The 23,145-nt window shown below is 64.7% G+C and carries 21 protein-coding genes and 1 tRNA gene; 7 read left to right on the forward strand and 15 right to left on the reverse strand.

Annotated elements, in window-relative coordinates:
• Positions 1-89: 89 nt before the first annotated feature.
• Complete coding sequence (locus GUY37_RS12280) at positions 90-1,265, forward strand: TIGR01906 family membrane protein (protein WP_228278168.1); 1,176 nt, start codon at positions 90-92, stop codon at positions 1,263-1,265.
• A gap of 281 nt (positions 1,266-1,546) precedes the next feature.
• On the opposite strand, the gene ppk2 is transcribed toward GUY37_RS12280, so the two are convergent.
• On the reverse strand, positions 1,547-2,449 hold the full coding sequence (gene ppk2, locus GUY37_RS12285; RefSeq protein ID WP_166826090.1) for a polyphosphate kinase 2: 903 nt from the start codon (positions 2,447-2,449) through the stop codon (positions 1,547-1,549).
• A 67-nt stretch (positions 2,450-2,516) separates the two neighbouring features.
• Positions 2,517-3,836 carry an MFS transporter gene (locus tag GUY37_RS12290; protein WP_166826093.1) on the reverse strand — a complete coding sequence of 440 codons (1,320 nt, stop codon included), beginning with the start codon at positions 3,834-3,836 and terminating at the stop codon, positions 2,517-2,519.
• Positions 3,837-3,926: 90 nt separating this feature from the next.
• On the opposite strand from GUY37_RS12290, the gene GUY37_RS12295 reads away from it, so the two are divergent.
• Both GUY37_RS12295 and GUY37_RS12300 read left to right on the forward strand, forming a co-directional pair.
• A tRNA-Leu gene (locus GUY37_RS12295) sits at positions 3,927-4,003 on the forward strand.
• A 124-nt stretch (positions 4,004-4,127) separates the two neighbouring features.
• Positions 4,128-4,571 (forward strand): hypothetical protein, encoded by a 444-nt coding sequence (locus tag GUY37_RS12300; RefSeq protein WP_166826096.1) that lies wholly within the window; start codon positions 4,128-4,130, stop codon positions 4,569-4,571.
• 120 nt (positions 4,572-4,691) lie between these two features.
• On the opposite strand, the gene GUY37_RS12305 is transcribed toward GUY37_RS12300, so the two are convergent.
• Positions 4,692-5,075, reverse strand: a complete 384-nt coding sequence (locus tag GUY37_RS12305) for a winged helix-turn-helix transcriptional regulator (RefSeq protein WP_166829734.1) — start codon at positions 5,073-5,075, stop codon at positions 4,692-4,694.
• Positions 5,076-5,130: 55 nt separating this feature from the next.
• Here GUY37_RS12305 and GUY37_RS12310 point away from each other — a divergent pair, with 55 nt between their 5' ends.
• Positions 5,131-5,802 carry an NAD(P)-dependent oxidoreductase gene (locus GUY37_RS12310; protein ID WP_228278169.1) on the forward strand — a complete coding sequence of 224 codons (672 nt, stop codon included), beginning with the start codon at positions 5,131-5,133 and terminating at the stop codon, positions 5,800-5,802.
• Positions 5,803-5,890: 88 nt separating this feature from the next.
• Here the strand turns inward: GUY37_RS12310 and GUY37_RS12315 are convergent, their stop codons facing one another.
• The 5 genes from GUY37_RS12315 to GUY37_RS12335 all read right to left on the reverse strand — a co-directional run bounded on the left by GUY37_RS12315 (position 5,891) and on the right by GUY37_RS12335 (position 10,574).
• Positions 5,891-7,264 carry an NAD(P)/FAD-dependent oxidoreductase gene (locus GUY37_RS12315; protein WP_152347734.1) on the reverse strand — a complete coding sequence of 458 codons (1,374 nt, stop codon included), beginning with the start codon at positions 7,262-7,264 and terminating at the stop codon, positions 5,891-5,893.
• A 91-nt stretch (positions 7,265-7,355) separates the two neighbouring features.
• Positions 7,356-8,600, reverse strand: coding sequence for a S8 family peptidase (locus GUY37_RS12320; protein WP_228278170.1), 1,245 nt, complete (start codon positions 8,598-8,600; stop codon positions 7,356-7,358).
• Positions 8,597-9,544 carry a Ppx/GppA phosphatase family protein gene (locus GUY37_RS12325; protein ID WP_166826099.1) on the reverse strand — a complete coding sequence of 316 codons (948 nt, stop codon included), beginning with the start codon at positions 9,542-9,544 and terminating at the stop codon, positions 8,597-8,599. Before GUY37_RS12325 ends, GUY37_RS12320 begins: the two co-directional genes overlap by 4 nt.
• A gap of 8 nt (positions 9,545-9,552) precedes the next feature.
• Positions 9,553-10,080: a DUF501 domain-containing protein gene (locus GUY37_RS12330; RefSeq protein WP_166826102.1), complete on the reverse strand. Its 528-nt coding sequence runs from the start codon at positions 10,078-10,080 to the stop codon at positions 9,553-9,555.
• Complete coding sequence (locus tag GUY37_RS12335) at positions 10,080-10,574, reverse strand: FtsB family cell division protein (protein WP_152347731.1); 495 nt, start codon at positions 10,572-10,574, stop codon at positions 10,080-10,082. Before GUY37_RS12335 ends, GUY37_RS12330 begins: the two co-directional genes overlap by 1 nt.
• Positions 10,575-10,966: 392 nt before the next feature.
• On the opposite strand from GUY37_RS12335, the gene GUY37_RS12340 reads away from it, so the two are divergent.
• Positions 10,967-11,998: a DUF559 domain-containing protein gene (locus GUY37_RS12340; RefSeq protein WP_228278171.1), complete on the forward strand. Its 1,032-nt coding sequence runs from the start codon at positions 10,967-10,969 to the stop codon at positions 11,996-11,998.
• Positions 11,999-12,477: 479 nt separating this feature from the next.
• Here the strand turns inward: GUY37_RS12340 and eno are convergent, their stop codons facing one another.
• The 5 genes from eno to mfd all read right to left on the reverse strand — a co-directional run bounded on the left by eno (position 12,478) and on the right by mfd (position 19,170).
• Entirely contained in the window at positions 12,478-13,758 is a 1,281-nt protein-coding gene (gene eno, locus GUY37_RS12345) for a phosphopyruvate hydratase (protein WP_166826105.1), read from the reverse strand.
• A 76-nt stretch (positions 13,759-13,834) separates the two neighbouring features.
• A complete protein-coding gene (locus GUY37_RS12350; RefSeq protein WP_166826108.1) occupies positions 13,835-14,665 on the reverse strand; it encodes a tyrosine-protein phosphatase in 831 nt (276 codons plus the stop codon).
• Entirely contained in the window at positions 14,662-15,189 is a 528-nt protein-coding gene (locus GUY37_RS12355; protein WP_228278172.1) for a MazG nucleotide pyrophosphohydrolase domain-containing protein, read from the reverse strand. The genes GUY37_RS12350 and GUY37_RS12355 overlap by 4 nt, the downstream gene beginning before the upstream one ends.
• Before the next feature lie 63 nt (positions 15,190-15,252).
• Positions 15,253-15,447: a CsbD family protein gene (locus tag GUY37_RS12360; RefSeq protein ID WP_152347727.1), complete on the reverse strand. Its 195-nt coding sequence runs from the start codon at positions 15,445-15,447 to the stop codon at positions 15,253-15,255.
• A 120-nt stretch (positions 15,448-15,567) separates the two neighbouring features.
• Entirely contained in the window at positions 15,568-19,170 is a 3,603-nt protein-coding gene (gene mfd, locus GUY37_RS12365) for a transcription-repair coupling factor (RefSeq protein WP_166826111.1), read from the reverse strand.
• A 103-nt stretch (positions 19,171-19,273) separates the two neighbouring features.
• On the opposite strand from mfd, the gene GUY37_RS12370 reads away from it, so the two are divergent.
• On the forward strand, positions 19,274-20,746 hold the full coding sequence (locus GUY37_RS12370) for an arylsulfotransferase family protein (protein WP_166826114.1): 1,473 nt from the start codon (positions 19,274-19,276) through the stop codon (positions 20,744-20,746).
• A gap of 166 nt (positions 20,747-20,912) precedes the next feature.
• On the forward strand, positions 20,913-21,629 hold the full coding sequence (locus GUY37_RS12375; RefSeq protein WP_166826117.1) for a rhomboid family intramembrane serine protease: 717 nt from the start codon (positions 20,913-20,915) through the stop codon (positions 21,627-21,629).
• Positions 21,630-21,636: 7 nt separating this feature from the next.
• Here the strand turns inward: GUY37_RS12375 and pth are convergent, their stop codons facing one another.
• Both pth and GUY37_RS12385 read right to left on the reverse strand, forming a co-directional pair.
• On the reverse strand, positions 21,637-22,236 hold the full coding sequence (pth, locus tag GUY37_RS12380) for an aminoacyl-tRNA hydrolase (RefSeq protein ID WP_166826120.1): 600 nt from the start codon (positions 22,234-22,236) through the stop codon (positions 21,637-21,639).
• A 190-nt stretch (positions 22,237-22,426) separates the two neighbouring features.
• Positions 22,427-23,071, reverse strand: a complete 645-nt coding sequence (locus GUY37_RS12385) for a 50S ribosomal protein L25/general stress protein Ctc (protein WP_152347722.1) — start codon at positions 23,069-23,071, stop codon at positions 22,427-22,429.
• Between the last annotated feature and the right edge of the window lie 74 nt (positions 23,072-23,145).

Below are 23,145 nucleotides of genomic sequence, written 5' to 3' on the forward strand. Positions count from 1 at the left end.
CAGCCCCGCCTCGGCGAGGGCTCCGGTGAAATCCGCCGCCGTGGCGTGTCCTCCCCGGCTTGGGCCCCGTGGTCACTGACAATGGGAATGTGTCCAGAGACGAGAAGAACGAGACCGAAGACCTCCTGAGCAGGCGGATGAGTTCAGGGTCTGCCAGTGCTGCCGATAAGCAGTCGCAGGCTCCTCTGGAGGCGGCAAATGATCCCTCGACCGACACCGAGGCGTTCGATCCGATCACGGATCCCATCGCCGAGGATGCCCCCAAGCATTCCGCGGACGCGAAGCCCCAGACGGGCCCGGTGAGGGTGACTCCCGCCCATTCGACGAATCCGCACTCTCAGCCCGCGACCGCGAGCACGCGCGCCGCCGAACAGAACGCCGCGCAGAAGACCGCCGGCGCGGATTCGGCCGCCGCGACCTCAGCCGCGACGGATACCGGAGCCACGCGTGAGGTGCCGCAGAACGCTCGCACCGCGGTGATGAGCGAAGCCGATTGGGCCGCAGTGTCGAAGGCGGCGACGTCGACCGATGCCCGCGACCCCGAGGTGCCCGAGCGACGCCGGTCCGTCCTCGATGTCATCGGCACGATCTGGATCATGCTCGCCACTCCATTCGTCCTGTTGGCCCTGGCGGTGCGCTTCATCGCCTCCGGGATCTTCCTCAAGTTCGAGTACTTCCGGCCCGGGTTCCCGGCCGATCAGTTCGGCTTCAGTGCCGCCGACCGTGAGCACTACGGGACCTATGTCATCGACTATCTGCACAACTTCGATTCCCGGCGCTACCTCGCTGATATCGTCATGCCCAACGGGGAGCCGATCTTCATCTCCGAAGAGCTCAGCCACATGGCTGACGTCAAGGGCCTGATCTCGCTGCTCTACCTCGTGGCGCTCGTCGGCATCATCGGATCTGTGCTCTTCGGGCTCTACATGTGCCGCAAGGGCGGCTCGGGCATCCACACAGGCGTGCGGTTGGGTTCGATCTTCAGCATCATCTTCATGGCAGCTGTCGCCGTTGTCGCTGTGCTCGGCTGGGACAGCTTCTTCCGCGGATTCCACAAGGTGTTCTTCGCGGATGGGACCTGGGAGTTCTACGCCGATGATTCGCTCATCCGCCTCTTCCCGCCCCAGTTCTGGGTCGATGCGGGCATCGCAGGCGGAGGACTGTTCGTGCTCCTGGCGATCCTCCTCTTCCTGTTCAGCTTCGCCGGTCACAAGAAGCGTCGGGCGCTGCGTAAGGCGCGCAGGGACGCCGAAGCAGAGGTCTGAGTCTGTGCGACTGAGCTGAGTCTCTGCGATCGAATGCGGGTGAGAGTCCCGCTCCACGGTTCCGGCCGGGTGGTCTTTCCCCTTCCACCCGGCCGAATTCCTGTCCGGAGTCAGTCGACGGGACCAACGATCCCCGATCTCCGTGTCTCGGCTGTGGCGTCTCCTGTGGGTGGATCCACTTCGATTTCGGAGCGGATTTCGCGGTGGATCCGCCCACAGGAGACAGGCACGCTGACCGGACCACCGATCCCCCGCCTCGGTGACAGTGGAAGACCGCCGAACTAGTCGTCGACGGCGTCGCGGCCGCGGCGGACGAGCAGCGGGTCGGCGTCAAAGACGACCGAGGGGTCTTTGTCCTCGTAGTCGAACTGGTTGAGGAAGTAGCGCATCGCATGCAGGCGGGCGCGTTTCTTGTCGTTGCTCTTGATCGTGATCCACGGTGCGTGGTCGGTGTCCGTGCGACGGAACGTCTCTTCCTTGGCCTTCGTGTAGTCGTCCCACAGGTCGAGGGACTCGAGGTCCATCGGTGAGAGTTTCCACCGCCGCACCGGGTCGATCTGGCGGATCGCGAACCGGGTGCGCTGCTCTCGTTGGGTCACGGAGAACCAGAACTTGGTGACATGGACGCCGGAGTCGATGAGCATCTTCTCGAATACGGGGGCCTGTTCCATGAAGGTCTCGTACTCGTCGTCGGTGCAGAATCCCATGACTCTCTCGACGTTGCCCCGGTTGTACCAGGAGCGGTCGAACATGACGATCTCCCCGCTCGTGGGCAGGTGGGCGATGTAGCGCTGGAAGTACCATTGGCCGGCTTCGCGGTCAGAGGGTTTGTTCAGAGCGACGACGCGGGCGGCACGCGGGTTGAGGTGTTCGGTGAAGCGCTTGATCGTCCCGCCCTTGCCGGCGGCGTCACGGCCCTCGAAGACGATGACGTGTTTGGCACCGGTGTCCTGGCCCCAGTATTGGAACTTCAGCAGTTCGACCTGCAGCTTGTACTTCTCGAGTTCGTACTCTTCGCGGTCCATCTGTTCGTCGTACGGATACCCCTCCCGCCACGTTTCGACGGCCCGGCCCATGGGGTCGATGAGATGCGGATCCGTGGTCTGGCTGTCCTCGACGGCATAGCCTTCGAGGCGGAGTTTGTCGATGTACTCCCGCAGATTCTCTTGGAACAGATTGTTCACGAGACCCTTCCCTTTCGATGACGACACGGTAACGTGCCTCGTGCACGCTAGCGTGCCCAGGTGAATATCAGGTTATGCGATCGATGTCCCGTCTGGGAATGATGCCGATGCTCAGCAGCGGGGCGAGTGCGATGATGCCGAAGGACAGCGGATAGCCGAAGGCGGTCACCAGGGCACCGAATCCGGGACCGAGCAGAGCCGACATGACGAACTGCCCCGTGTTCTGGGCTCCCAATGCTTTGCCCGACCAGCGGGACCCGGCCGCCTCGGCGACGGAGGCGAAGGCCAGACCGTTGTCGGCCACGGACACGGCCGAAGCGAGGACGAACACGACGGCGGCAAGAGCCGGCAGCTGTGTCAGTGACAGAACAGCGATGGCTGCGACGGAGATCACCGCGGCGACGGCGACGAGGCGCATAAGGCCGACACGGGAGCTGGTGCGGTCGGACAGCCCGCCGACGACCATGCGGCCGACCGCGCCGACGATCTGCGCGACCGCGACGATCGCTCCGGCGGTTGTCGCTCCGATCCCTTGGACGGCGATGAGCCAGACGAGGCCGTAGGTGGAGAACGCGAACTGCGGAACGACGAGGAACGCGGAGACCGCGTGGATCCGCCACAGGAAGGAGTCGCTGCGGTAGGGATTGATCGCCGAGGCGGGACTGGGCTTCTCCTCCCCCGCCGAGGCGGTTCCCGGTTCGGGCTGTCCTTGGCCCGCCCCTGCCGGATCGGCTGGGTCAGTTGCGGCTGCGCTGTCAGGTTCGTGGGCGTGGTCGGAGTCGGCCACCTCGGCGCGGGTGGGGGTCTGGTCCGGTGGGTTGCGGATGAGGGCGAAGCAGATGAGGGCGAGTACGCCGGTCACGGCGGCGACGAACCACAGGTAGGCGGGGAATCCGCCGGTCGCGGCGATCGCCGGGATGGTCACGGCGGCCACACTCGTGCCCAGGGGTTGGGACATCTGGCGGATGCCCATGGCCAGTCCGCGGCGGTGGCGGGGGAACCAGCCCATGACGACGCGTCCGCTCGCCGAGTTCACCGAGGCGGCGGCAGCACCGGAGGCGGCGATGACGATGACCATCCAGATCGGCGAGTCGACGACGAGGACCGCGGCGGCCGAGAACACGGCGGTCAGCCCGATCCCCAAGGTCATGGCCAACCGTTCCCCGCACCGGTCGGCAAAAGCGCCCCAGGCGATGAGGGTGAGGATGAGTCCGAAGCTCGGTGCGGCAGCGACGGTGCCGGCCTGAGTGAGTGTGAACCCGAGGTCGGAGTGCATATACGGGATGAGGAAGGCAGGTCCGGCGATCGCGATGGTCGCCGCCATCTGCGTGAGGACACCGACGACGAGGATCACCCAGGCCTGCCGGATCGGTCCGTTCGACGTCATCGCTCCAGGTTAGCCGTGAGGCCGAATTGTTCGCGGAATGTCTCAGATCGCGGTGGCCCAGGTTTGCCGATAAGCTGTGTTCTGAGCATTCCCCCTATAGCCCAATCGGCAGAGGCAGTCGACTTAAAATCGATTCAGTGTGGGTTCGAGTCCCACTGGGGGGACCATTCTTCTCCGATGCTGAGCGATGACCGGCCACGGACCTTCTGCAATCCTCCCCCGAGGAGTCTTCGCCTCGACTGCATACCGACTGAGATCGCCGAATTGCGCCGTTTGCGGCATGATCGTCCTATGCCGTTCCTTCTTTTCAGCCCCGGTCAGGCCCCGCAGCCGATCGCCACCGTCGACGACGATCTCGCCCGCGCACAGCAGGGTCCCGCCGTCATCATCGCCTCCCCCGAGGCGGCTTCCCCCAGTGGGGCCGACGACTCCACCGCGACCGAAGTCCCGTTGCATGGCCGTCCGGCCGCTTTTCGCGAGGCCGGCGGGCACTGGACGGAGGTCGACTTCGAGGCTGCCGATCATTGGGTGCAGATGGGATCGGAGCTGCGTGGCCGCCTCGTCGCCGATCATCTGGCGACGCTCGACGTCGCCGAGTTCAAGACCGCGACGAACGGCGGCAGCGCCTCGATAATCACGAACAATTGGGTGTACACCGGGTCGCCTCGGGCCTACCGCGTCGCCGGAACGCTGCGCGACTTCGTCACCGTGCTCGGAGAACTCACCCGAGCCTGACCATCCTCTCGCTGAGCTGCCCAGGCGATTCGGAAGGCGAAGGCACCCTGCGTATCGCGGAGGAGTCACACGACTTCGCCTTCAACGGCGGAACATTCGACGCTGCGTTCACGGGAACTCTCACTCAGGTGCGGACATGTGTGCTCCATCGTGGCGTTCCCGGTTCTCGGCGATCTCAGCGACGTTGGCCTCTGCCCACTTCCGGAGTGCGGCCACAGGCTCCTGCAGCGACCGCCCGAGGCCGGTGAGCGAGTACTCCACACGCGGCGGCACCTCAGCGAACACCTCCCTGTCGACGAGCCCGTCGGCAACGAGGGAGCGCAGGGTCGAGGTCAGCACCTTCGGGGTGATCCCGCCGATGGCCAGACGGATCTCATTGAACCGCTTCGGACCCGAATCGAGGATGTCGACGATGAGCACAGTCCATTTGTCCCCGACTCGGTCGAGAACCACTCGCGTCGGGCACTCGGGATCGAAGGCGTCGCCTTCCCAGTGAACTCTCATGGCCATACCCCAATAGTATCTTTGAGGTACTCGATATCCCAAAGATACCTTAGGAATGTCAGACTACGACTTCCACCGTGCATCGCCGCTGCGCCGCACGAAGAACGGAGAGACTCTTATGAAGATCGCACTCTTTGGAGCATCGGGAATGATCGGCTCTCGCGTCGTCGCCGAGGCGGCCGACCGCGGGATCGAGGTCACCGCCCTCACCCGTTCCGGCACCGAGGTGGCAGGAGCCAGCCGCTCGCTCACCGGCGATATGGCCGACGCCGATCTCGCTGCGCGCATGGCCGCCGAGCATGATGTCATCGTCTCGACCACCGGGCCCAGCCGGACCGGCGGAGACCACCACGAATGGCTCGACGCACTCGCCACCTTGGCCGAGGCCAGCGGCGACACCCGCCTATTCATCGTCGGCGGTGCCGGTTCCCTGTTCGCCGGGGACACGATGCTCAAGGACACCGAGGGCTTCCCCGACGCCTACAAGGCAGAGGCCGAGACCGGCACGAAGGCCCTCGAGCTGCTGCGTGCGAAAAACCCCTCACCGTGGACGCTCATCCCCCCCGCCCCGGAGATCGGCCCGGGTGAGCGCACCGGAAAGTACAGCTCCGAACTCGAGGTGCCCGCGGGCGACTTCATCTCTGCCGAGGATTTCGCTGTGGCCATGGTCGACGAGATCGCCGACCCCAAACACATCGACGCCCGATTCACCGTGGCGAACCGATAAGACGAGACTGACGCCGGGGATGCATCTGCATCCCCGGCGTCAGTCGTCTCATCAGGGCGTGTCGCCGGATGGCGCCGGCTGCCTCGAATCAGGCCTTGGCAGGTTCCTTCTTCGGAGCCGGCTTCGAGTTGGCGGCCTCGACGAAGTTCTTGCGCGGGACGTCGAGGTCGGCCAGGGGCATGACGTCGCGGCCGAGGACGGCGTTGAGGAACCAGTTGCCGAAGACCTTGACCTTGCGGTCCACGGTCGGGATGGCGTAGCCGTGGTACGCCCGGTGCATGAGCCAGGCGAGGATTCCGCGGGCTTCGAAGTCGCCCATCTGCGAGACGCCCTTGTACACACCCAGACCGGCAACCGTCCCGATGGTCTTGTGGAAGTACTGCTTGAACTCGGTCTCTCCGCGCAGGGCCGCGAGCACGTTGGCGGCCAGCACGGGAGCCTGACGCACGGCGTGCTGGGCGTTGGGCACGCAGAAGCCTGCCACGCCGCCGCCGGACAGGTCGGGAACCGCAGCGTTGTCGCCGGCTGCCCACGCACCTTCGACGACTCCGTCTTCGCCCTCGACCCGCAGGTCGGCACGAACCGTGACATTTCCGCGCTCGTTGATCGGCAGGTCGGAGTCGATGAGCATCGGGTTGGCCTTGACGCCGGCGGACCAGACGATGGTGTCGGCGTCGAACTCTTCACCGTTCGAGAGCTTGATGTGCTTGTCGGTGCAGTCCTGGAGGAAGGTCTCGAGGTAGACGTCGATTCCGCGTTCGCGCATGTGCTCGACGACCCAGCGGGCCTGAGCCTCGCCGACCTCGGGCATGACGCGCTCGAGGGCTTCGACGAGGACGAAGCGGACATCGGCTTCAGTCAGCGTCTCGTACTGGGCGATGGCCGAACGGACCATGTCCTCAAGCTCTGTGAGAGTTTCGATGCCGGCGAAGCCGCCGCCGACGAAGACGAAGGTCAGAGCCTTGCGACGCTCCTCATCATCTTCCATGAGAGCGGCGTCGGCCAGGCGAGAGAGGAGGTGGTCGCGCAGGGCGACGGCCTCTTCGATGCGCTTGAGCGCGATCGCGTTCTCCTTCAGACCCGGGATCGGCAGCGCACGCGCGACCGAACCGGAGGCGAGGATGATGTGGTCGTAGTCGAGTTCGAAGGCCTCATCGTTCTCGGGTTCGATGGTGGCGAACTTCTCGGCGTGATTGATCGAGGTGACCTTCGCCGTGATGACCTCGGCACCCGGCAGATTGCGGCGCAGCGGCACGACGGCGTGACGCGGCTCGATCGAACCGGCTGCCACCTCGGGGAGGAACGGCAGGTAGGTCATGTACGGGTTGGGGTCGACCACGGTGACGGTGGCTTCGCCCCGACCGAGGTTCTTCAGCAGATTCTGAGCGGCGAGGAGACCGACGGAGCCCCCACCGACGACGAGGATACGTGGACGCAGTTTTGAGTTTCTGATGAGTGCCATATTCCCATGCTAGACCCTTGTGAAAACTTTCACTAATTGTCTGTCACGCGGACGCGAACGCCCCAGATCAGAGCCGATCCGAGCCTAGGATTCAGCGGCGACGACGGGCGAAGAAGACGATCGAGGTGATCACGAGAATGAGAGCGATCAGGGCACCGGCGCCGAGGACGGAGAAGCCGAGGATCGGTCTCGACTGCGTGGCGGCGATATCAGTCGGCGCGAGAGCCTTCGGACTCTCGGTCTCATCCGGGGCGGCCGTTTCGGTCTCTTTGGCCTTCGCATCCCCGCGGCGATGCATCTTCACCCAATCCGCCAGCTCATCCTCGGCGGAGGACACGTCCTTGGGCATTTTCGCCTTGACGGCGGCCTGCGGGTCGACGCGACCCCAACCGACGATCGGGTCGGGTTCGTCCTTCTTGCTCACGCCCTTGTGGCCGTCCACCGGCTCGGCGCTCGACTGCAGCTTGGCTCGGACCTCATCGGCGCTGAGCTTCGGATTCTCGGCGCGGATGAGTGCTGCGACACCGGAGACGACCGGTGAGGCGAAGGAGCACCCCTGGCCTTCGGCGTAGCCGCCGCTGTAGTACGGAATGGGGATGTCCTTGGCCGGGCCCATGAGGTCGACGGCGGTGCCGGGTGCGGTGGAGTCGTTGAGGACCTTGCCGTTCTTGTCGAGTCCGCCCACTCCGATGACGCCGGGCACCGTCGACGGCGACCACGCCTGGGTCGCCCCCTGTGAAGCATTGCCGACGCAGGCGACGACGAGGACGTCCTTCTCGTAGGCATAGGCGAAGGATTCGTCCCAGCTCTCCGGCCAGCCCGGATCGTCCCAGCCCAAGGACATGTTGATTACCTCGGCGCCGGAGTCGACGGCCCACCGGATGGCTTCGTCGGCCTGTTCGCGAGTCGATCCGGATTCCTTCGGACGGTCGGGACCGAGCCACATCGACGCCGATAGGATCTCTGCGTCCGGTGCGACTCCGGTCGGGCCTGCGCCGACTCCTCGCCCGGCGATGACTCCGGCCACGGCGGTTCCATGGTGGATCGTGGTCTTCCCGCCGATCGGGGTCTTTCCGTCCTTGCCCAGTCCGCTGAAGTCCTTGGACTTCTTCACCACGCCCTTGAGGTCTTCGTGGTCGGTGTTGACCCCTGAGTCGATGACAGCGACCTTGACACCCTTGCCGGTGGACTTCTTCCAGACCTTGTCGATTCCGTAGTCCTTGATGAACCACTGGCCTGGCCCGGCCTTCGGAGCGGCCATGACCGGTTGTGTGGTGCCGACGACCAGGCCGAGGACGACGGTCGTGACAGCGAGGAGTCTGGCGGCGCCTCTCACGAGCTCGTCAGCGCAAGGTCGAGCGCGGTCCCGTCGAGGATGTCGGTTTCGGAGATCCGAATGTCGAGCGTCCCTCCGGCGGCGGCCACAGCGTGGTCGAAGCGGGCGACGATTCGGGCGAAGAGGAGGGATCCGGCTCCGATGACGTCGACGCGCCCCGGATGCATATACGGCAGGTCCGTGCGTGCCTGACGGTTCATGGCCAGAAGTCTGCGGGATTCGGCTGCGACATCGGCGACGCTGATATGTGCTCCGTGGATGCGTTCTCTCTGATAGCTCTCGAGCCCGAGGATGCCCGCGGTGATGGTGGTGACGGTTCCGGCGACTCCGATGAAGGTCCGCGGGGCGGAGAAGTCGACGATCTGGGCAGCCTGGTCGAGCTGAGCGTCGATATCGGCGATCGCTGCCTGGATCTGGTCCTCGCTGGGAGTCTCGACCGGCATGTGCCGTTCGGTCAGGCGCACCGAACCGATGTCCATGCTCACTGCCGCGTCGACCTCGTCCTGCCCGAGGACGAGTTCGGTCGATCCGCCGCCGAGGTCCATGACGACGAACGGACCCTCTGCAGCACCGAGATGGGCGGTGGCGCCGAGGAAGGACAGTCGGGCCTCTTCCTCACCGGCGATGACGTCGGGGACGACCCCGAGGATCGAGAAGATCCCGGCGAAGAACTCATCGCGGTTCTTCACGTCACGGCTGGCCGAGGTCGCGACGAATCGCAGTCTCTCCGGCTGGTACTCCGCGGCCACCTCGGCGAATTCCTTCGTCACGGCGAAGGTGCGTTCCAGTGCTTCGGGGGCGAACTCGCCGGTGGCGTCGACGCCTTGGCCGAGGCGGACGATCCGGGTTTCGCGGCGCAGATCCGTGAGGGTGCCGTCGGCGGCGACATCGGCGATGAGCAGGCGCAGGGAGTTCGTCCCGCAGTCGAAGGCAGCAACTCGCATGGCAGGTCCTAGTCGGTCGGTTCGGTGGTGACGGCGGCTTCGGCGAGGGGCGGCACATCGTTCATGAACGACAGCGCACGGTCACCGATCGGGTTGACGCCGGGCCCGGCGGACAGCGAATGGCCGACGAGGGCGTGCAGACATTTGACCCGGGTCGGCATTCCGCCGGCGGAGTAGTCCTTGATCTCTTCGACTTCGCCAAGGCCCCCTGCAGAGCCGATCTCCGAACGGACGTCGAGGTAGGCCCTGTGCGCGGAGGCATAGGCGGCGGCGAGCTCTTCGTCCTCGCTGAGCTCAGCGGTCCATTCGGCCATGATCCCCGATGCTTCCAGTCGTGAGCATTCGGCCACGTAGGCGGGGTGGGTGAGGTAGAAGGTCGTCGGGAACGGCGTACCGTCCTCGAGGCGCGGAGCCGTGGCCACGACGAGGGGTTCACCGGAGGTGCTGCGGGCGGCGATGCCGACGACGCCTCGGGGAATGCGTCCGAGTTGGTCTCGGAGGACAGCGAAATCCGCCTCGGTGCACTCTGTGATCATCAGCTCTTCTCCACGGTGTTCCCGGTTTCCTGAATGGACTCCAGCAACTCAAGGTACCAGGCCTGCTTGCGAACCGGCCGTTCGGACTCGGATTCTTCGTCCACGGCCTCTTGGTTCGTCACGATGACCGCGTTCTTGCCCTTTTCCACGTAGTACTGGTCCTCGCGGGCCTTGCGCTTGATGTAGTCGGGGTCTTTGAGGTTCTCGTTCTTCTCCTCGAGGCTGTTGACCTCGGCTTTCGTCGTCTCGATCTCATCATTGAGGGCCGCGATCTGCTGGGCCTGCTTGAGCGCGGAGTTCAATGGCGAGAGGAATGCGAAGAGGACGATGGCGATGACGAGAAGGAACAGGCCCGTGCGCCACGACATACGACGTCCCCGCGCCTCGGCGTCCAGATCGGCGTCGGCTTCGATGACCGGCTTCGGGCGTCGACGAGGGGCGGCCTTGCCAGGAGCCGATTTCGGGGCGCTTCTTCTGGGCTTGCTCGGGACCATGCTTCTTTCCTCTGCGACTGGGGATCGGGGAAGAGTGTCGCAACATCTCCAAGTGTGCCGTGTTCGCATTCTCGGCGCGAGGATTTCGAGCCCGTGGCGTGTTCGAATCTCAGGTCTGCTCCGTCACGTCTGCTCCCCTCGCCCGACCTTCCGCAGAGCATCACTCACCCGTACGGCCGTTTCCTCCACGCAGCCGCTTCTCCTACATCTGCTCACGCATCTCTCACCTATTGCGACAATCCACCCCGCTCCTGCAGGGCGTTTTGCCGCGACCAGTGACCGATGCCCCGGAAGCCTCGACAGTTGCTCCCGATTCACGCCCCAATCCACGCTCGAACCGACTTCTTTCCACAGGCTTATCCACACCTTGACCGTGCTCCATTGCCTTTTATGTGCTTTTACTACATTTTATATGCATGTACAAACTCTTGAGCACTGATGACATCATTCGACTCGGATTCAATCATGGCGACATCAGACGCGCCCGCCAATGCTGTCTGCGTCGGCTGTCGCGTGGCACATATCTCGTCCGGCGTGTCTGCGAGCAGGACTTCCATCGCCCGCTGTGGGCGAGCATAGACGAGCAGATTCACCAAGTCTTCATCGAACACGGAGACATCCGCGACGAGATCAACGACCTCAACGCCTCGGTGATGGCTCATTTCGCCCGACGTGCCGATCAGAGAATCGACGAGGCGAAGACGAATCCACCGCCGGAGGTCTTCTCGCACATCTCTGCGGCTCTCATCCACAATCTGCCCATCTCCCACCCTGTCACGCACCAGGTCGAGGTCGTGCGACCAGGCACAAATCGCAAGTTCAAAAGCATCCACGTCCGCGGCAATCTCATCCCGAAAGAACATCGCGCAACGATCAACGGCGCCGAAGTGACCACGCTCGAGCGCACACTCATCGACGTCGCCCGCAGCTACAACCTCGACGTCTCGGTGCCTATGATCGACGATGCGCTGCACCGAAAGCTGACGACCAGAGAGAAGATCCGCGCGACCCTCGCCCAATGCCTGGAAAAACGCAACGCCGCGAAAGTGAGGTTGGCCATCGATCTCGCTGATTCCCGTCGCGAATCCCCCGCCGAGGCGGTCGCCGCTGTGCGATTCTACGAACATGGGATCACGGGTTTGGAACCGCAGGTCACGTTCCGTGCCGACAGCGTGAACCGCGAGATCCGCGTCGACTTCTGTCACCGCCAGGCTCGACTCATCATCGAGATCGACGGCATCGGCAAGCTCTATCTCGGCTCAGGTGTCCCCCGCCAAGAGCTCGAAGAGGAACGCCGCCGCGAGCAGTGGCTGCGCGACGAGGGCTGGCAGGTGATTCGGATCAGCTGGAAGGAACTGTTCCAGGAGGCGAAGTTCTATGACATCCTCCGCGCCATCCGCCGCACGCAGAACGCCACCGCCTGACCTCGCTGCGAGCATTTTCACCGTAGGGGCGTCCGTCACGATAGCCCCCTCCGGCACCGCCTCCAGCGCCGCAGCCGCACCCGAACCGCTGGCGCATACCACACCGTTGCTGTCGCACACTCTCGTTGCGTCGAGCACACCGTCGCGAAAGGCGCGATTTTCGAAGCTTCATCCCGCCCCGTTGCTGGCAGTTCCTACAGTTGCTCAGCATTCCCTCACCGATAGCGGCTCGTCAGAGTGGTGCATCGGTGTCACATGCGAGGAACGCGCGGGTCAGCCGCTCATGGGCAGATTTGAGACGACTGGTGACAGAAGGTGACGACAACAATCCGAGAGTCACCGAGGCGGGGCCGGGCGATCGATGATGATCGTCCGGCCCCGCCTCGTGGAGTTCGGTGCCTACCGGCCTACGGTCAGTCCGGGTGCCTCAGGATTGAAGCAGCCCTGATGAAGCAACCGGTCCCGCTGTCCGGCGTGCTTCAGGCTTCGAAGCGCGGGAAGGCGCTGCGGCCGGCGTAGCGCGCGGCGTCGCCGAGCTGCTCTTCGATGCGCAGCAGCTGGTTGTACTTCGCGACGCGTTCGGAGCGTGCCGGGGCTCCGGCCTTGATCTGACCGGCGTTGGTGGCCACGGCCAGGTCGGCGATGGTCGTGTCCTCGGTCTCACCCGAACGGTGCGAGATCATCGTGGTGTAGCCGTTGGTCTGTGCCAGCGACACAGCGTCGAGGGTCTCGGTCAGTGTGCCGATCTGGTTGACCTTGACCAGCAGAGAGTTCGCGGTGGCGTTGTCGATTCCGCGCTGCAGACGCTCGGGGTTGGTCACGAACAGGTCGTCGCCGACGAGCTGGACCTTCGAACCGATCGTCTCGGTCAGGGTCGCCCAGCCGTCCCAGTCGTTCTCGTCGAGGGGGTCCTCGATCGACACGAGCGGGTACTTCGCCAGCAGCTCTTCGTAGTAGGCGGCCATATCCTCGGCCGTCTTCTTGCCGCCTTCGAACTCGTAGGCTCCGTCGGTGTAGAACTCCGAGGAGGCCACGTCGAGGGCCACGGCGATATCGCGTCCGGGGCGGTGCCCGGCGATGTCGATGGCCTCGATGATGAGGTCGAGTGCGGCGGCGTTCGAGTCGAGGTTCGGAGCGAATCCGCCCTCATCGCCGAGTCCTGTCGACAGTCCGCGTTCCTTGAGCACTCCCTTGAGCGCGTGGTAGACCTCGACGCTCCACTGCAGTGCTTCGTGGAAGCTGGCTGCACCGATCGGCGCGATCATGAATTCCTGGATGTCGACGTTCGAGTCGGCGTGGGAACCGCCGTTGAGGATATTCATCATCGGCACGGGCATGACATGGGCGTTCGGTCCGCCGAGGTAGCGGTAGAGGGGCAGATCGGCCGAGACTGCGGCCGCGCGGGCCACGGCCAGAGAGGTGCCGAGCATCGCGTTCGCGCCGAGGCGGGACTTGTTGTCGGTGCCGTCGAGTTCGATGAGCGCCTGGTCGACGAGACGCTGATCGTCGCTTTCGAGCCCGACGATGACTTCGTGGATCTCGTCGACGACGGCGTCGACGGCCTGGGTGACACCCTTGCCCAAGTAGCGCTCCGGATCTCCGTCGCGCAGCTCCACGGCTTCGAACTCACCGGTGGAGGCGCCGGAGGGAACACCGGCACGACCGACGGACTCATCGGCCAACAGCACTTCCACCTCGACGGTGGGATTTCCCCGGGAATCCAGGATTTCACGGGCATTTGCGGCAACGATCTCGGCCACTGAGTACTCCTTAGCGTTTGGTTTCACATGGGGAACATGTGCCTGCAGGACAGCTTAATGCACCGCGGGGCCAGGCTCACCCTCTGTCCGAGGCGGACTCGAGCAGGCATTCGCGCAGTCGCTCGGGCGTTGCCGGGTCCATCCCGTGCGCGAGCAGATAGGCTTCCACTCCCCCGATCCGTTCTCCGTCCTTCGCTGAGGCGGGCCCGTGCTCGGCGTCGATCCGGTCGAGGATCTCGTGCATGAGTTCGGGAGGAGCGGCTGTGGCGGTCTCGGCGAGGTTGCCGGAGATCCCGGCATCGGAGAAGTTCCGGGTGATCGCTTCGAGGAATCCCCCGGACAGGTGGGTGGAGGTGATCGCGTATTCGTCGACGATCTCCTGCCGTCCCACACCGAGGAGGTCGAGCAGGAAGGCTCCGATCACACCGGTGCGGTCTTTTCCGGCCGAGCAGTGGAAGACCACACCGTCGGTGCAGTGGTCGGCGATCAAGTCGACGGCGGCGGCCAGCCGGTGGCCGAAGTGAGTGATCATGAGTTCGTAGATGCGGTTGAGGCTCCGGTCGCTGAGGTCCATTCCGGTCGCCTCGGCGGCGGCCTTCATCTCTTTGCGGCTCATCGGTCGGCTGGGGAAGAAATGGTCGTCGAAGACAGGCAGCTCGATGTGACGGACGGCGAGGCCCTTGAGCGCATCGGGCAGCTTCGCCCGTTCGCCGATATCGCGCAGATCGATGACCGTGCCGATGCCGAGTTCGCCGATGTCGGCGCGCGCCCGATCGCTCAGCTGGGCCAGCCCGTCGGCGCGGAACACCTTTCCGGATCGCACTCGACGATCCCCCGCCTCGGTGGCGGGTCCTCCGATGTCTCGGAAGTTGAAGGTGCCGTCGATCTCGAGCCGCTCCAGACTCATTCTGCGCTGTCCTCTTCCCGCACCGTGGTCTTCTCCTCTGCTTTGATCCGGTGGTATTCGCGTTCGACGTCTTCCAGCGACGCCATCTCATCCACGGAATCTTCGGTGAAAGCCAGGGGGTGGCGGCGGATGAGCTTGGCCTCCAGACCGTCGACGATGGCACCGAGGCTGTGGCCGTAGGCGTGCCCGCTGCTCTCATCGAGCAGGGCGGAGTGGAAGAGCACTTGGTAGAACACATCGCCGAGTTCTTCGACGACGGCCGCCCGGTGATCTGCGGTGGGTGTCGTGGTGAAGTCTTCGAGAGCGACGATGAGTTCGTCGGTCTCTTCCCGAGCGTACTTCTCGAGGCTCTGGTGGTCCTGTCGGCTCGACCAGGGACAGCGTCGCCGCAGGGTCGCCATGGCGTCGATCACCGGTTGCAGCCGAGGTTCGACCTGCTCCGCTCCAGTTTCGGCGTGCTCCGCTCCAGTTTCGACCTGGTCTGCTCCCCGTTCGACCGCACTCTGCTCGTCACATTCACCCACGAAATATCCTCCTGCCGGCACGAAAGACCCCCACCGCAGAAACGGTGAGGGCCGATTCGTCGGTCACTTCGAGAATTTGTCCTTGACCGATGAGCCGAGGTCCTTGACCGACTCGCCGACATCCTTGGCCTTGGCCTTGAGCTGGTCGGTGGCGCCTTCGGCCTTGAGTTTGTCGTCATCGGTCGCATCGCCGATGGTCTCCTTGGCCCGACCGCTGAGGTCCTCGGCCTTGTTCTCGAACTTGTCGTCAACACCCATGGGGCTTCTCCTTAGCAGATAGCTGAGTGATGTGCACTTGCTGCGGATGCCTCCGCGCTTCGCACTCTACGCCACTGCCCTTGCCCGTGGGCCGGTCAGCGATGAACAGTCGGGGAGTTCTCAACCGTTATTCGGCGCTCCGGCCTCGCTGTCCTCCGTGACTTCGGACTCGATGACGGGCAGGATGGCGTCGAGGAACTGGTGTGCCCACCGCAGGATGTCCGAATCGGTCATCTCCTTGGAGTCGAATCCGCTGCCGGCCATCGGTTTGGGAACGAGGACCGAGCGCAGCGCCGGTTTGAGCAGCGACTTCGGGTACAGGCGTTTGAGCCTGACCACCTGCGAGTCGGAGAGTTCGACGGGTCCGAAGCGGATGAAGTTGCCCTGCATGACGATGTCGTTGACCCCGGAGGCCCGGGCGCGAATGCGCAGCCTGGCCACATCGGCGAGGACGCCGACGGGTTCCGGATAGGGGCCGTAGCGGTCGGTGAGTTCGTCGAGGACTTCCTGCAGCTGCGCTTCGTCGGCCGCCGCCGCAAGCTTTCGGTAGGCCTCGAGACGCAGCCGTTCGTGGTCGACGTAGTCGGCCGGCAGGTGGGCGTCGACGGGCAGTTCGATGCGCATATCCGCCTCGGGTTCGGTCTCCTCACCGCGGAACTTCGCCACGGCCTCACCGACGAGGCGGACGTAGAGGTCGAAGCCGACGCCTTCGATATGCCCGGACTGCTGACCGCCGAGCAGGTTGCCCGCTCCGCGGATCTCGAGGTCCTTCATCGCCACCTGCATTCCGGCACCCAGTTCGGTGTGCGCGGCCAGGGTCGTCAGACGGTCATGTGCGGTCTCGGTCAGCTGTGTGTCCGGCGGGTAGAGGAAGTAGGCGTAGGCGCGTTCGCGTCCTCGTCCCACACGTCCGCGCAGCTGGTGGAGCTGGGAGAGTCCGTAGCGGTCGGCGTTGTCGATGATGAGGGTGTTCGCGTTGGCGATGTCGATTCCGGTTTCGACGATCGTCGTGCACACGAGCACGTCGTATTTCTTCTCCCAGAAGTCGACGATGACCTGCTCGAGTCGGGTCTCGTTCATCTTGCCGTGGGCGATGGCGATCCGGGCCTCGGGCACCATTTCGGCGATGTGGCCGGCGACGGCTTCGATATCGCGGACCCGGTTGTGGATGTAGAAGACCTGGCCCTCGCGCATGAGTTCGCGGCGGATCGCGGCCTTGATCTGCTTGTCTTCGCGTTTGCCCACATAGGTCAGCACCGGGTGCCGCTCTTCCGGCGGCGTGGCCAGGGTCGACATCTCACGGATGCCGGTCACGGCCATCTCCAAGGTGCGCGGGATCGGGGTCGCCGACATGGCGAGGACGTCGACGTTGGTGCGCAGCGCCTTGAGCGTCTCCTTGTGTTCGACGCCGAAGCGCTGCTCCTCGTCGATGATGACGAGCCCGAGTTCCTTGAACCGCACTTCGCCGCTGAGCAGCCGGTGGGTGCCGATGACGAGGTCGAGCTTGCCGTCGGCCAGATCCTCTTTGACCTTCTCCGATTCCTGTTTGGTCTGGAACCGGGAGAGGGCGCCGATGGTGACGGGGAATCCCGAGTAGCGTTCGGCGAAGGTCTCGTAGTGCTGCTGGACGAGCAGCGTCGTCGGCACGAGAACGGCGACCTGTTTGCCTTCCTGGATCGCCTTGAACGCGGCGCGAACCGCGATCTCGGTCTTCCCATAGCCCACATCGCCGCAGATCAGACGGTCCATCGGCACCGTCTTCTCCATGTCCGATTTGACCTCGTCGATGGTGGTCAGCTGATCGGCGGTCTCCACATAGTGGAAGGCGTCCTCGAGTTCGCGCTGCCAGGGTGTGTCCGGTCCGAAGGCATGGCCGACGGTGGCTTGCCGTGCCGAATAGAGGCGGATGAGTTCCCCGGCGATCTCCTTGACGGCCTTGCGGGCCTTCGCCTTCGTCGTCTGCCAGTCGGCGCCGCCCATCTTGTTGAGGTTCGGGCTCTCCCCGCCGACATAGCGGGTGACCTGGTCGAGCGCATCGCTGGGGACGTAGAGGCGGTCGCCGGGCTGTCCGCGTTTGGCCGGCGCGTATTCGATGATGAGGTATTCGCGGGTGTGCTTGTTCGCTCCCCTGCCCGTGGTCCGCTGCGTCATTTCGACGAATCGTCCGACACCGTGCTGGTCGTGGACGACATAGTCGCCGGGCGCCAGGTTGAGCGGGTCGACCTGGTTGCGTCGGCGTCGGGTGGGCAGCTTGCGCATATCCCGCGTCGAGGTGGCCGCCGCCCGACCGAGCACATCGGCCTCGGTGAGCACGGCGAGCTTGAGATCGTCGAAGACGAATCCGCCGAAGGAGGCGGCCGTCGTCACTGTCACCAGCGCTTCGGGCAGATCGGTCGGGTCATCGACGAAGGAGGCGGGCACTCCTGCTTCGGAGAACACCTCGACCATGCGTCGGCCCGGTCCCTGACCTTCGGTGAGCACGAGGATGCGCCACTTGTCGTGGATGAGTCCCTTGACGTCGGCGAGGATCGCTTCGACGTCTCCGGCATAGCCCTTCGGGATGCGGGCAGGAACAGAGAAGATGTTCTCTTCGGGACCGGCGAGCTCCTCATCGGTTGCGAATCCACCGACCTCCCACCACGCCAGACCGATGAGGCGAGCGCCCTCCTCCATCTCGGCCACGGTGCGGAAGCTCGCGGCCGACAGGTCGATCGGGGTCTCTCCCCCACCGGCTGCACCGGTCCAGGCGGCCTCGAGGAATTCGTTCGTCGTCTCCACGAGGTCCGCGGCGCGGGCGTCGACGCGTTCGGGTTCGGTGATGATGATCTTCGACGCGGGCGGCAGCAGAGCGATGATCGGCTCCATTCCGTCGGCGAGGACGGCGGAGAGGGATTCCATGCCTTCGACGGCGACTCCGCCGGCGATCTTGTCGAGCATATCGGCGGCGCTGGGCACCTCCTCGGCGAGTTCTGCCGCCCGCTTCCGCACCGAATCGGTCAGGAGCAGCTCCCGGCACGGCGGTGCCGACAGTTCCAGGGGTTCATCGCCGTCTGCGGCGGGAATGGAACGCTGATCGCTGACGGAGAATTCGCGGATCTCATCGACTTCGTCGCCGAAGAACTCGACGCGCAGCGCCCGCTCCGAGGTGGCCGGGAAGATATCGACGATTCCGCCGCGGACCGCGAATTCGCCGCGTCTGGAGACCATGTCGACACGGGAATATGCGAGTTCGGTGAGCCGTTCGGCCACGTCGTCGATCTCGGACTCGTCGCCGACGGCCAGCTGGACCGGTTCGATGTCGCCGAGTCCCTTGGCCAGAGGCTGGAGGAATGCGCGCACGGGCGCGATGACGAAGGTCAGCTCCCGACCGGGGGTGGGATGGGTCAGACGGCGCAGCACCTCAAGACGCTGGCCGACGGTGTCCGAACGCGGCGACAGCTTCTCGTGCGGCAGGGTCTCCCAACTGGGGAAGATCGCGATCGACGCCGACGGCACCCAGTCGGCCAGCGCCTGAGCAAGGTCTTCGGCTTCACGTGTCGTGGCGGTGACGATGAGCTGCGGCGCCGAGGCTGCCCCGCCGGTCGTGACGGTTCGGCGCAGAATCGATGGCCACAGTCCCTTGATCGCATCGATCGTGCCGCCGTCGGTGTTCGGGTCGTTGAAGGCCGCGACGAGTTCGGTGATGGTGGGATTCCGGCGGGTGAGATCAAGTCCGTTGAGCACCCGAACAGTCTAGGCCACGCAGCTGACATGGCCCATCCGGTGTGCCCCTGCAGGCACCGACGCCGCGCGTGGGCCGAAAACATGTGAGGATGAGCATATGGTCATGAAGAGAACTGTCCTTGCAGGATTGGCCGCAGCGGCGCTCCTGCTCACAGGATGCGCGGCCGATGCCGATGATGACATCGCCGTCGCCGAACGGTGGGACTTCCACTCGCGCCCCGAGCTCGCCCCGCCGAAGGTCGATATCGACTCCGGATCCTTCCCCGACGACAACGGCGATCTGGAGACGTTCCTCGCTCCGAAGGGACAGACCCAGATCGATGACAAGTCCTGGGTCGGCGGTCTCATCCTCGACTCCGCCGGTGACCCGCTGTGGATTCGGGAGAACACCGGTGCCCTGTGGGATCTGCGCGTCCAGGAATATCAGGGGCAGCCGGTACTCACATGGTGGGAGGGCCTGGCCGAAACGCCGCACACCGCCGGTGAGGTCGTCATCCTCGACACCTCGTATCAGGAGATCGCGCGAGTGGGCATGGGCGGGGAACTTCCCAAGGACACCTCCGACCTCCACGAGACGACCATCACTGCTGATGACACCATGTTCCTCATCTCCTATGTGAAGACCCAGACGGACCTGAGCTCGGTCGGCGGAGACGAGGACGGCTGGGCCTGGGAGGGAATCGTCCAGGAGGTCGACATCGAATCCGGTGATCCGCTGTTCGAGTGGCGCACCCTCGACGCCGTGCCCGTCGACCAGTCCGAGGCGGAGCTCAAGGACGGTGAGGGCACGAAGGACGAGCCCTTCGACTATATCCACCTCAACTCCGTGTCCGAGGACGATGACGGCAAGGCTCTGCTCGTCTCGGCACGCAATACCCATGCGGTCTACCAGCTCGATCGCAAGAGCGCCGATCTCAACTGGGTCCTCGGCGGCACGGCCTCGGACTTCGAGATGGGCGACGGCGCCCAGTTCGCCTGGCAGCACGATGCTCAGCGTCGTTCCGATGGAACGCTGACCCTGTTCGACAACCACGCCGCTCCCCGTCTCGGCGATACCCGCGGTCTGCGTCTCGACGTCGATGAGGAGAAGAAGCGCGCCGAGGTGGTCACGGAGTATCCCGCTCCCGACGACCGCTCCTCGGGCAGTCAGGGGAACTTCCAGGAGCTGCCCAACGGCAATGTCGTCCTCGGCTGGGGTTCGGAACCCTATGTCTCGGAGTTCACCAAGGACGGGAAGCTGCTCTCCGACCTCACCTTCACCGGCGGATCGAACTACCGGGCCTACCGCTTCGACTGGCATGCTCAGCCGACCGCTCCCCCGACCGCGACGAAGTCGCAGCCCCAGGCGGACCTCACTCGCGTGCACATGAGCTGGAACGGCGCCACCGAAGTGGCCTCGTGGAGGGTGCTCAGCGGAGACGACGAGGATCATCTGGTCGAGAACACCGAGGTCGAGCGCACCGGTTTCGAGACCGCGGCAGACATCACCCCGAACGGCTCGACGATCATCGCCGAAGCTCTCGACGCCGACGGCGGATCCCTCGGTTCGACTCGAGTGCACCCACGAAGCGAATAGCTCGGCTTCGTTCCCGGTGAGGCACGCCGCGGGGCGGACCTCGAGCGGGAGCACGGACTCACTCAGTATTATCTCAAGGCGATAACGGGCCTAACGGAACGATCACGATTGGTCGGAGGGCCCGGATATTCGGGGTTCTCCAATCTTCATCGCCCACAATTAGGACATGACCGACCACTCCCCACGTTTCTCCGCCGAGGAATCCCGCCTCCTCTTCGGCTCCGACTCCTCCGACTCCGGATCTCCCCGTTCCGGCCGTTCGGCGAATCCCCCGGTCGCACACCTCAACACCACCGTCGACCGACCGCACCTGCTCTCCCGGTTCACTCCGGTGCTGATTGTGCTGGCGGTCATGTGGGTCGTCGAGATCGTCGATGCGATCCTCCCCCTCGACCTCGACATGTTCAGTCTGCAGTCGTGGAACCCGCTGTCGCTCTACGGCCTGGTCACCTCACCGCTGCTGCATTCGGGATTCGGCCATCTCCTGGCCAATACCTTCCCGTTCCTCGTCCTCGGCATCGTCATCGCTTTCGAGGGCCGGCGGCGCTTCTGGATGGTCACGGGCATCACGGCCCTGAGCTCCGGGCTCGGCGCATGGCTGACCACTCTGCCCGGCCAGCACATCGTCGGTGCCTCCGGCATCGTCTTCGGCTTCTTCGGCTACCTCGCAGTGCGCACCTGGTTCACCGACGACGTGCTGCGCAAGATCGTCTACTTCGCCATCGGCCTGTTCATCTTCGTCACCTACGGTGCATCGATGATCTTCGGCATGCTGCCGCAGACCAACGACATCTCCTGGCAGGGCCACCTGTTCGGTTTCGCCGGCGGGATCGTCGCCGCATGGTGGCTGCACCGGCGCTCGGAGAAGCAGAAGACGGCCTGAGCCCTGATCAGCGGGAGTGGAACTTCTGCTGCATGTCGGTGAGTCCGTTGATGATGAGCTCTTCGACGGCGTCGGCGAGGTCTGAGATGAAGATCGGCAGGGTCGTCCGTTCGTCCTTCGAGAAGGGACGCAGCACATAGTCGGCGGTGTCCTGTCGTCCCGGTGGGCGTCCGACTCCCGCACGCACCCGCAGATAGCTCTTCGTCCCCAGCACCGAGGTCATCGAGCGCAGGCCGTTGTGTCCGCCCTCTCCCCCGCCGAGCTTAGCTCTGATCGCGTCGAAGGGCAGGTCCACATCGTCATGGACGGCGATGATGCGGTCGGTGGTGATTCCGTAGAAGTCGGCCAGTGCTCGCACCGGCCCGCCGGATTCGTTCATATACCCCGTCGAGGTGGCCAACACCACTCGCGGACCGGGCAGTCCCGGAACGCGGCCGGCAGACAGACGCCCGGTGCCGACGTGCGAGCGCAGTTTCGTGCGCGTCAGAGTGCTCCCGACGCGGGAGGCGAGTTCGCTGACGACCATCTGTCCGATGTTGTGCCGGGTCGTTTCGTACTTGGGTCCGGGGTTGCCCAGTCCGAAGACCAACCATGCTTCGTTCGACATTGCCGTCCTTGTCCGTCGTGTCCATGTCCGCCGACCGGGCGGTGATGCTGCTGCCTTCGCTCGCGCGAGACGCGTGAGCCGGGGTTCTCTCCCGTGAGACGAATTCGGTGGGCCGCCAGACAGGCGACCCACCGAACAGCGTAGTCAGTCAGTGCTCCTCACGGCATCTCGGTGCAGTGAGGAGAGAAGATCACTCCTCTTCGGAGGCCTCTTCCTCACCGGACTCCGCAGCAGCCTCTGCCTCGGTCGACTCTTCAGCGGTCTCTTCCTCGGCATCGGACTCGGTGTCCATCTCGGCCTCTTCGGAGACGTTGACGATGAGCTGCTCTTCGTCGGCGACGAGCTCGACGCCTGCCGGCAGCTCGACCTGACCTGCCAGGACGTGCTCGCCGGCGGGACGGCCCTCGATGGTGACCTCGATGAGCTCGGGCAGCTTCGTCGCATCGGCCATGACGGCGATGGTCGACTCTTCCTGCGAGACCATGGTGCCGGGAGCGGCTTCTCCGACGACGTGGATGGGCACGTCGACCTCGATCTTCTCGCCGCGCTTGACGATGATGAGGTCGAGGTGCTCGATATCACGACGCACGGGTTCGATCTGGACGTCACGCGCAATGGCGAGGACGTTCTTCGATCCGTCGGTGCTTTCGATCTCGAGCAGCGCGTTCGCGTGCTTGAGAGCCAGCATGGTGGCGTGGCCCTCGAGCGACACGTGGACGGGGTCTCCGCCGTGACCGTAGATGACAGCGGGGATGCGACCCGCGCGGCGGATGCGGCGTGCTGCGCCCTTGCCGAACTCGTTGCGAGCTTCGGCCAGAAGTTTGAAGTCAGCCATTTTCTCTCCTTCGTGGTGAACTTACCTTCGAGCACCACGGCGAAACAGCCTGAGAACCCACGCGAACCTCGAAC

The organism is Brevibacterium limosum, assembly GCF_011617705.1.
In the GTDB taxonomy this organism is placed as follows: Bacteria; Actinomycetota; Actinomycetes; order Actinomycetales; family Brevibacteriaceae; genus Brevibacterium; species Brevibacterium limosum.

Coding starts and splice junctions, on each gene's coding strand:
- GUY37_RS12385 (WP_152347722.1), bottom strand. CDS start 23,071: ATGGCTGACTTCAAACTTCTGGCCGAAGCTCGCAACGAGTTCGGCAAG.
- GUY37_RS12370 (WP_166826114.1), top strand. CDS start 19,274: ATGAAGAGAACTGTCCTTGCAGGATTGGCCGCAGCGGCGCTCCTGCTC.
- GUY37_RS12305 (WP_166829734.1), bottom strand. CDS start 5,075: ATGAGAGTTCACTGGGAAGGCGACGCCTTCGATCCCGAGTGCCCGACG.
- GUY37_RS12325 (WP_166826099.1), bottom strand. CDS start 9,544: ATGCGAGTTGCTGCCTTCGACTGCGGGACGAACTCCCTGCGCCTGCTC.
- GUY37_RS12375 (WP_166826117.1), top strand. CDS start 20,913: ATGACCGACCACTCCCCACGTTTCTCCGCCGAGGAATCCCGCCTCCTC.
- GUY37_RS12310 (WP_228278169.1), top strand. CDS start 5,131: ATGTCAGACTACGACTTCCACCGTGCATCGCCGCTGCGCCGCACGAAG.
- GUY37_RS12360 (WP_152347727.1), bottom strand. CDS start 15,447: ATGGGTGTTGACGACAAGTTCGAGAACAAGGCCGAGGACCTCAGCGGT.
- GUY37_RS12330 (WP_166826102.1), bottom strand. CDS start 10,080: ATGATCACAGAGTGCACCGAGGCGGATTTCGCTGTCCTCCGAGACCAA.
- GUY37_RS12300 (WP_166826096.1), top strand. CDS start 4,128: ATGCCGTTCCTTCTTTTCAGCCCCGGTCAGGCCCCGCAGCCGATCGCC.
- GUY37_RS12335 (WP_152347731.1), bottom strand. CDS start 10,574: ATGGTCCCGAGCAAGCCCAGAAGAAGCGCCCCGAAATCGGCTCCTGGC.
- GUY37_RS12290 (WP_166826093.1), bottom strand. CDS start 3,836: ATGACGTCGAACGGACCGATCCGGCAGGCCTGGGTGATCCTCGTCGTC.
- GUY37_RS12315 (WP_152347734.1), bottom strand. CDS start 7,264: ATGGCACTCATCAGAAACTCAAAACTGCGTCCACGTATCCTCGTCGTC.
- pth (WP_166826120.1), bottom strand. CDS start 22,236: ATGTCGAACGAAGCATGGTTGGTCTTCGGACTGGGCAACCCCGGACCC.
- GUY37_RS12350 (WP_166826108.1), bottom strand. CDS start 14,665: ATGAGTCTGGAGCGGCTCGAGATCGACGGCACCTTCAACTTCCGAGAC.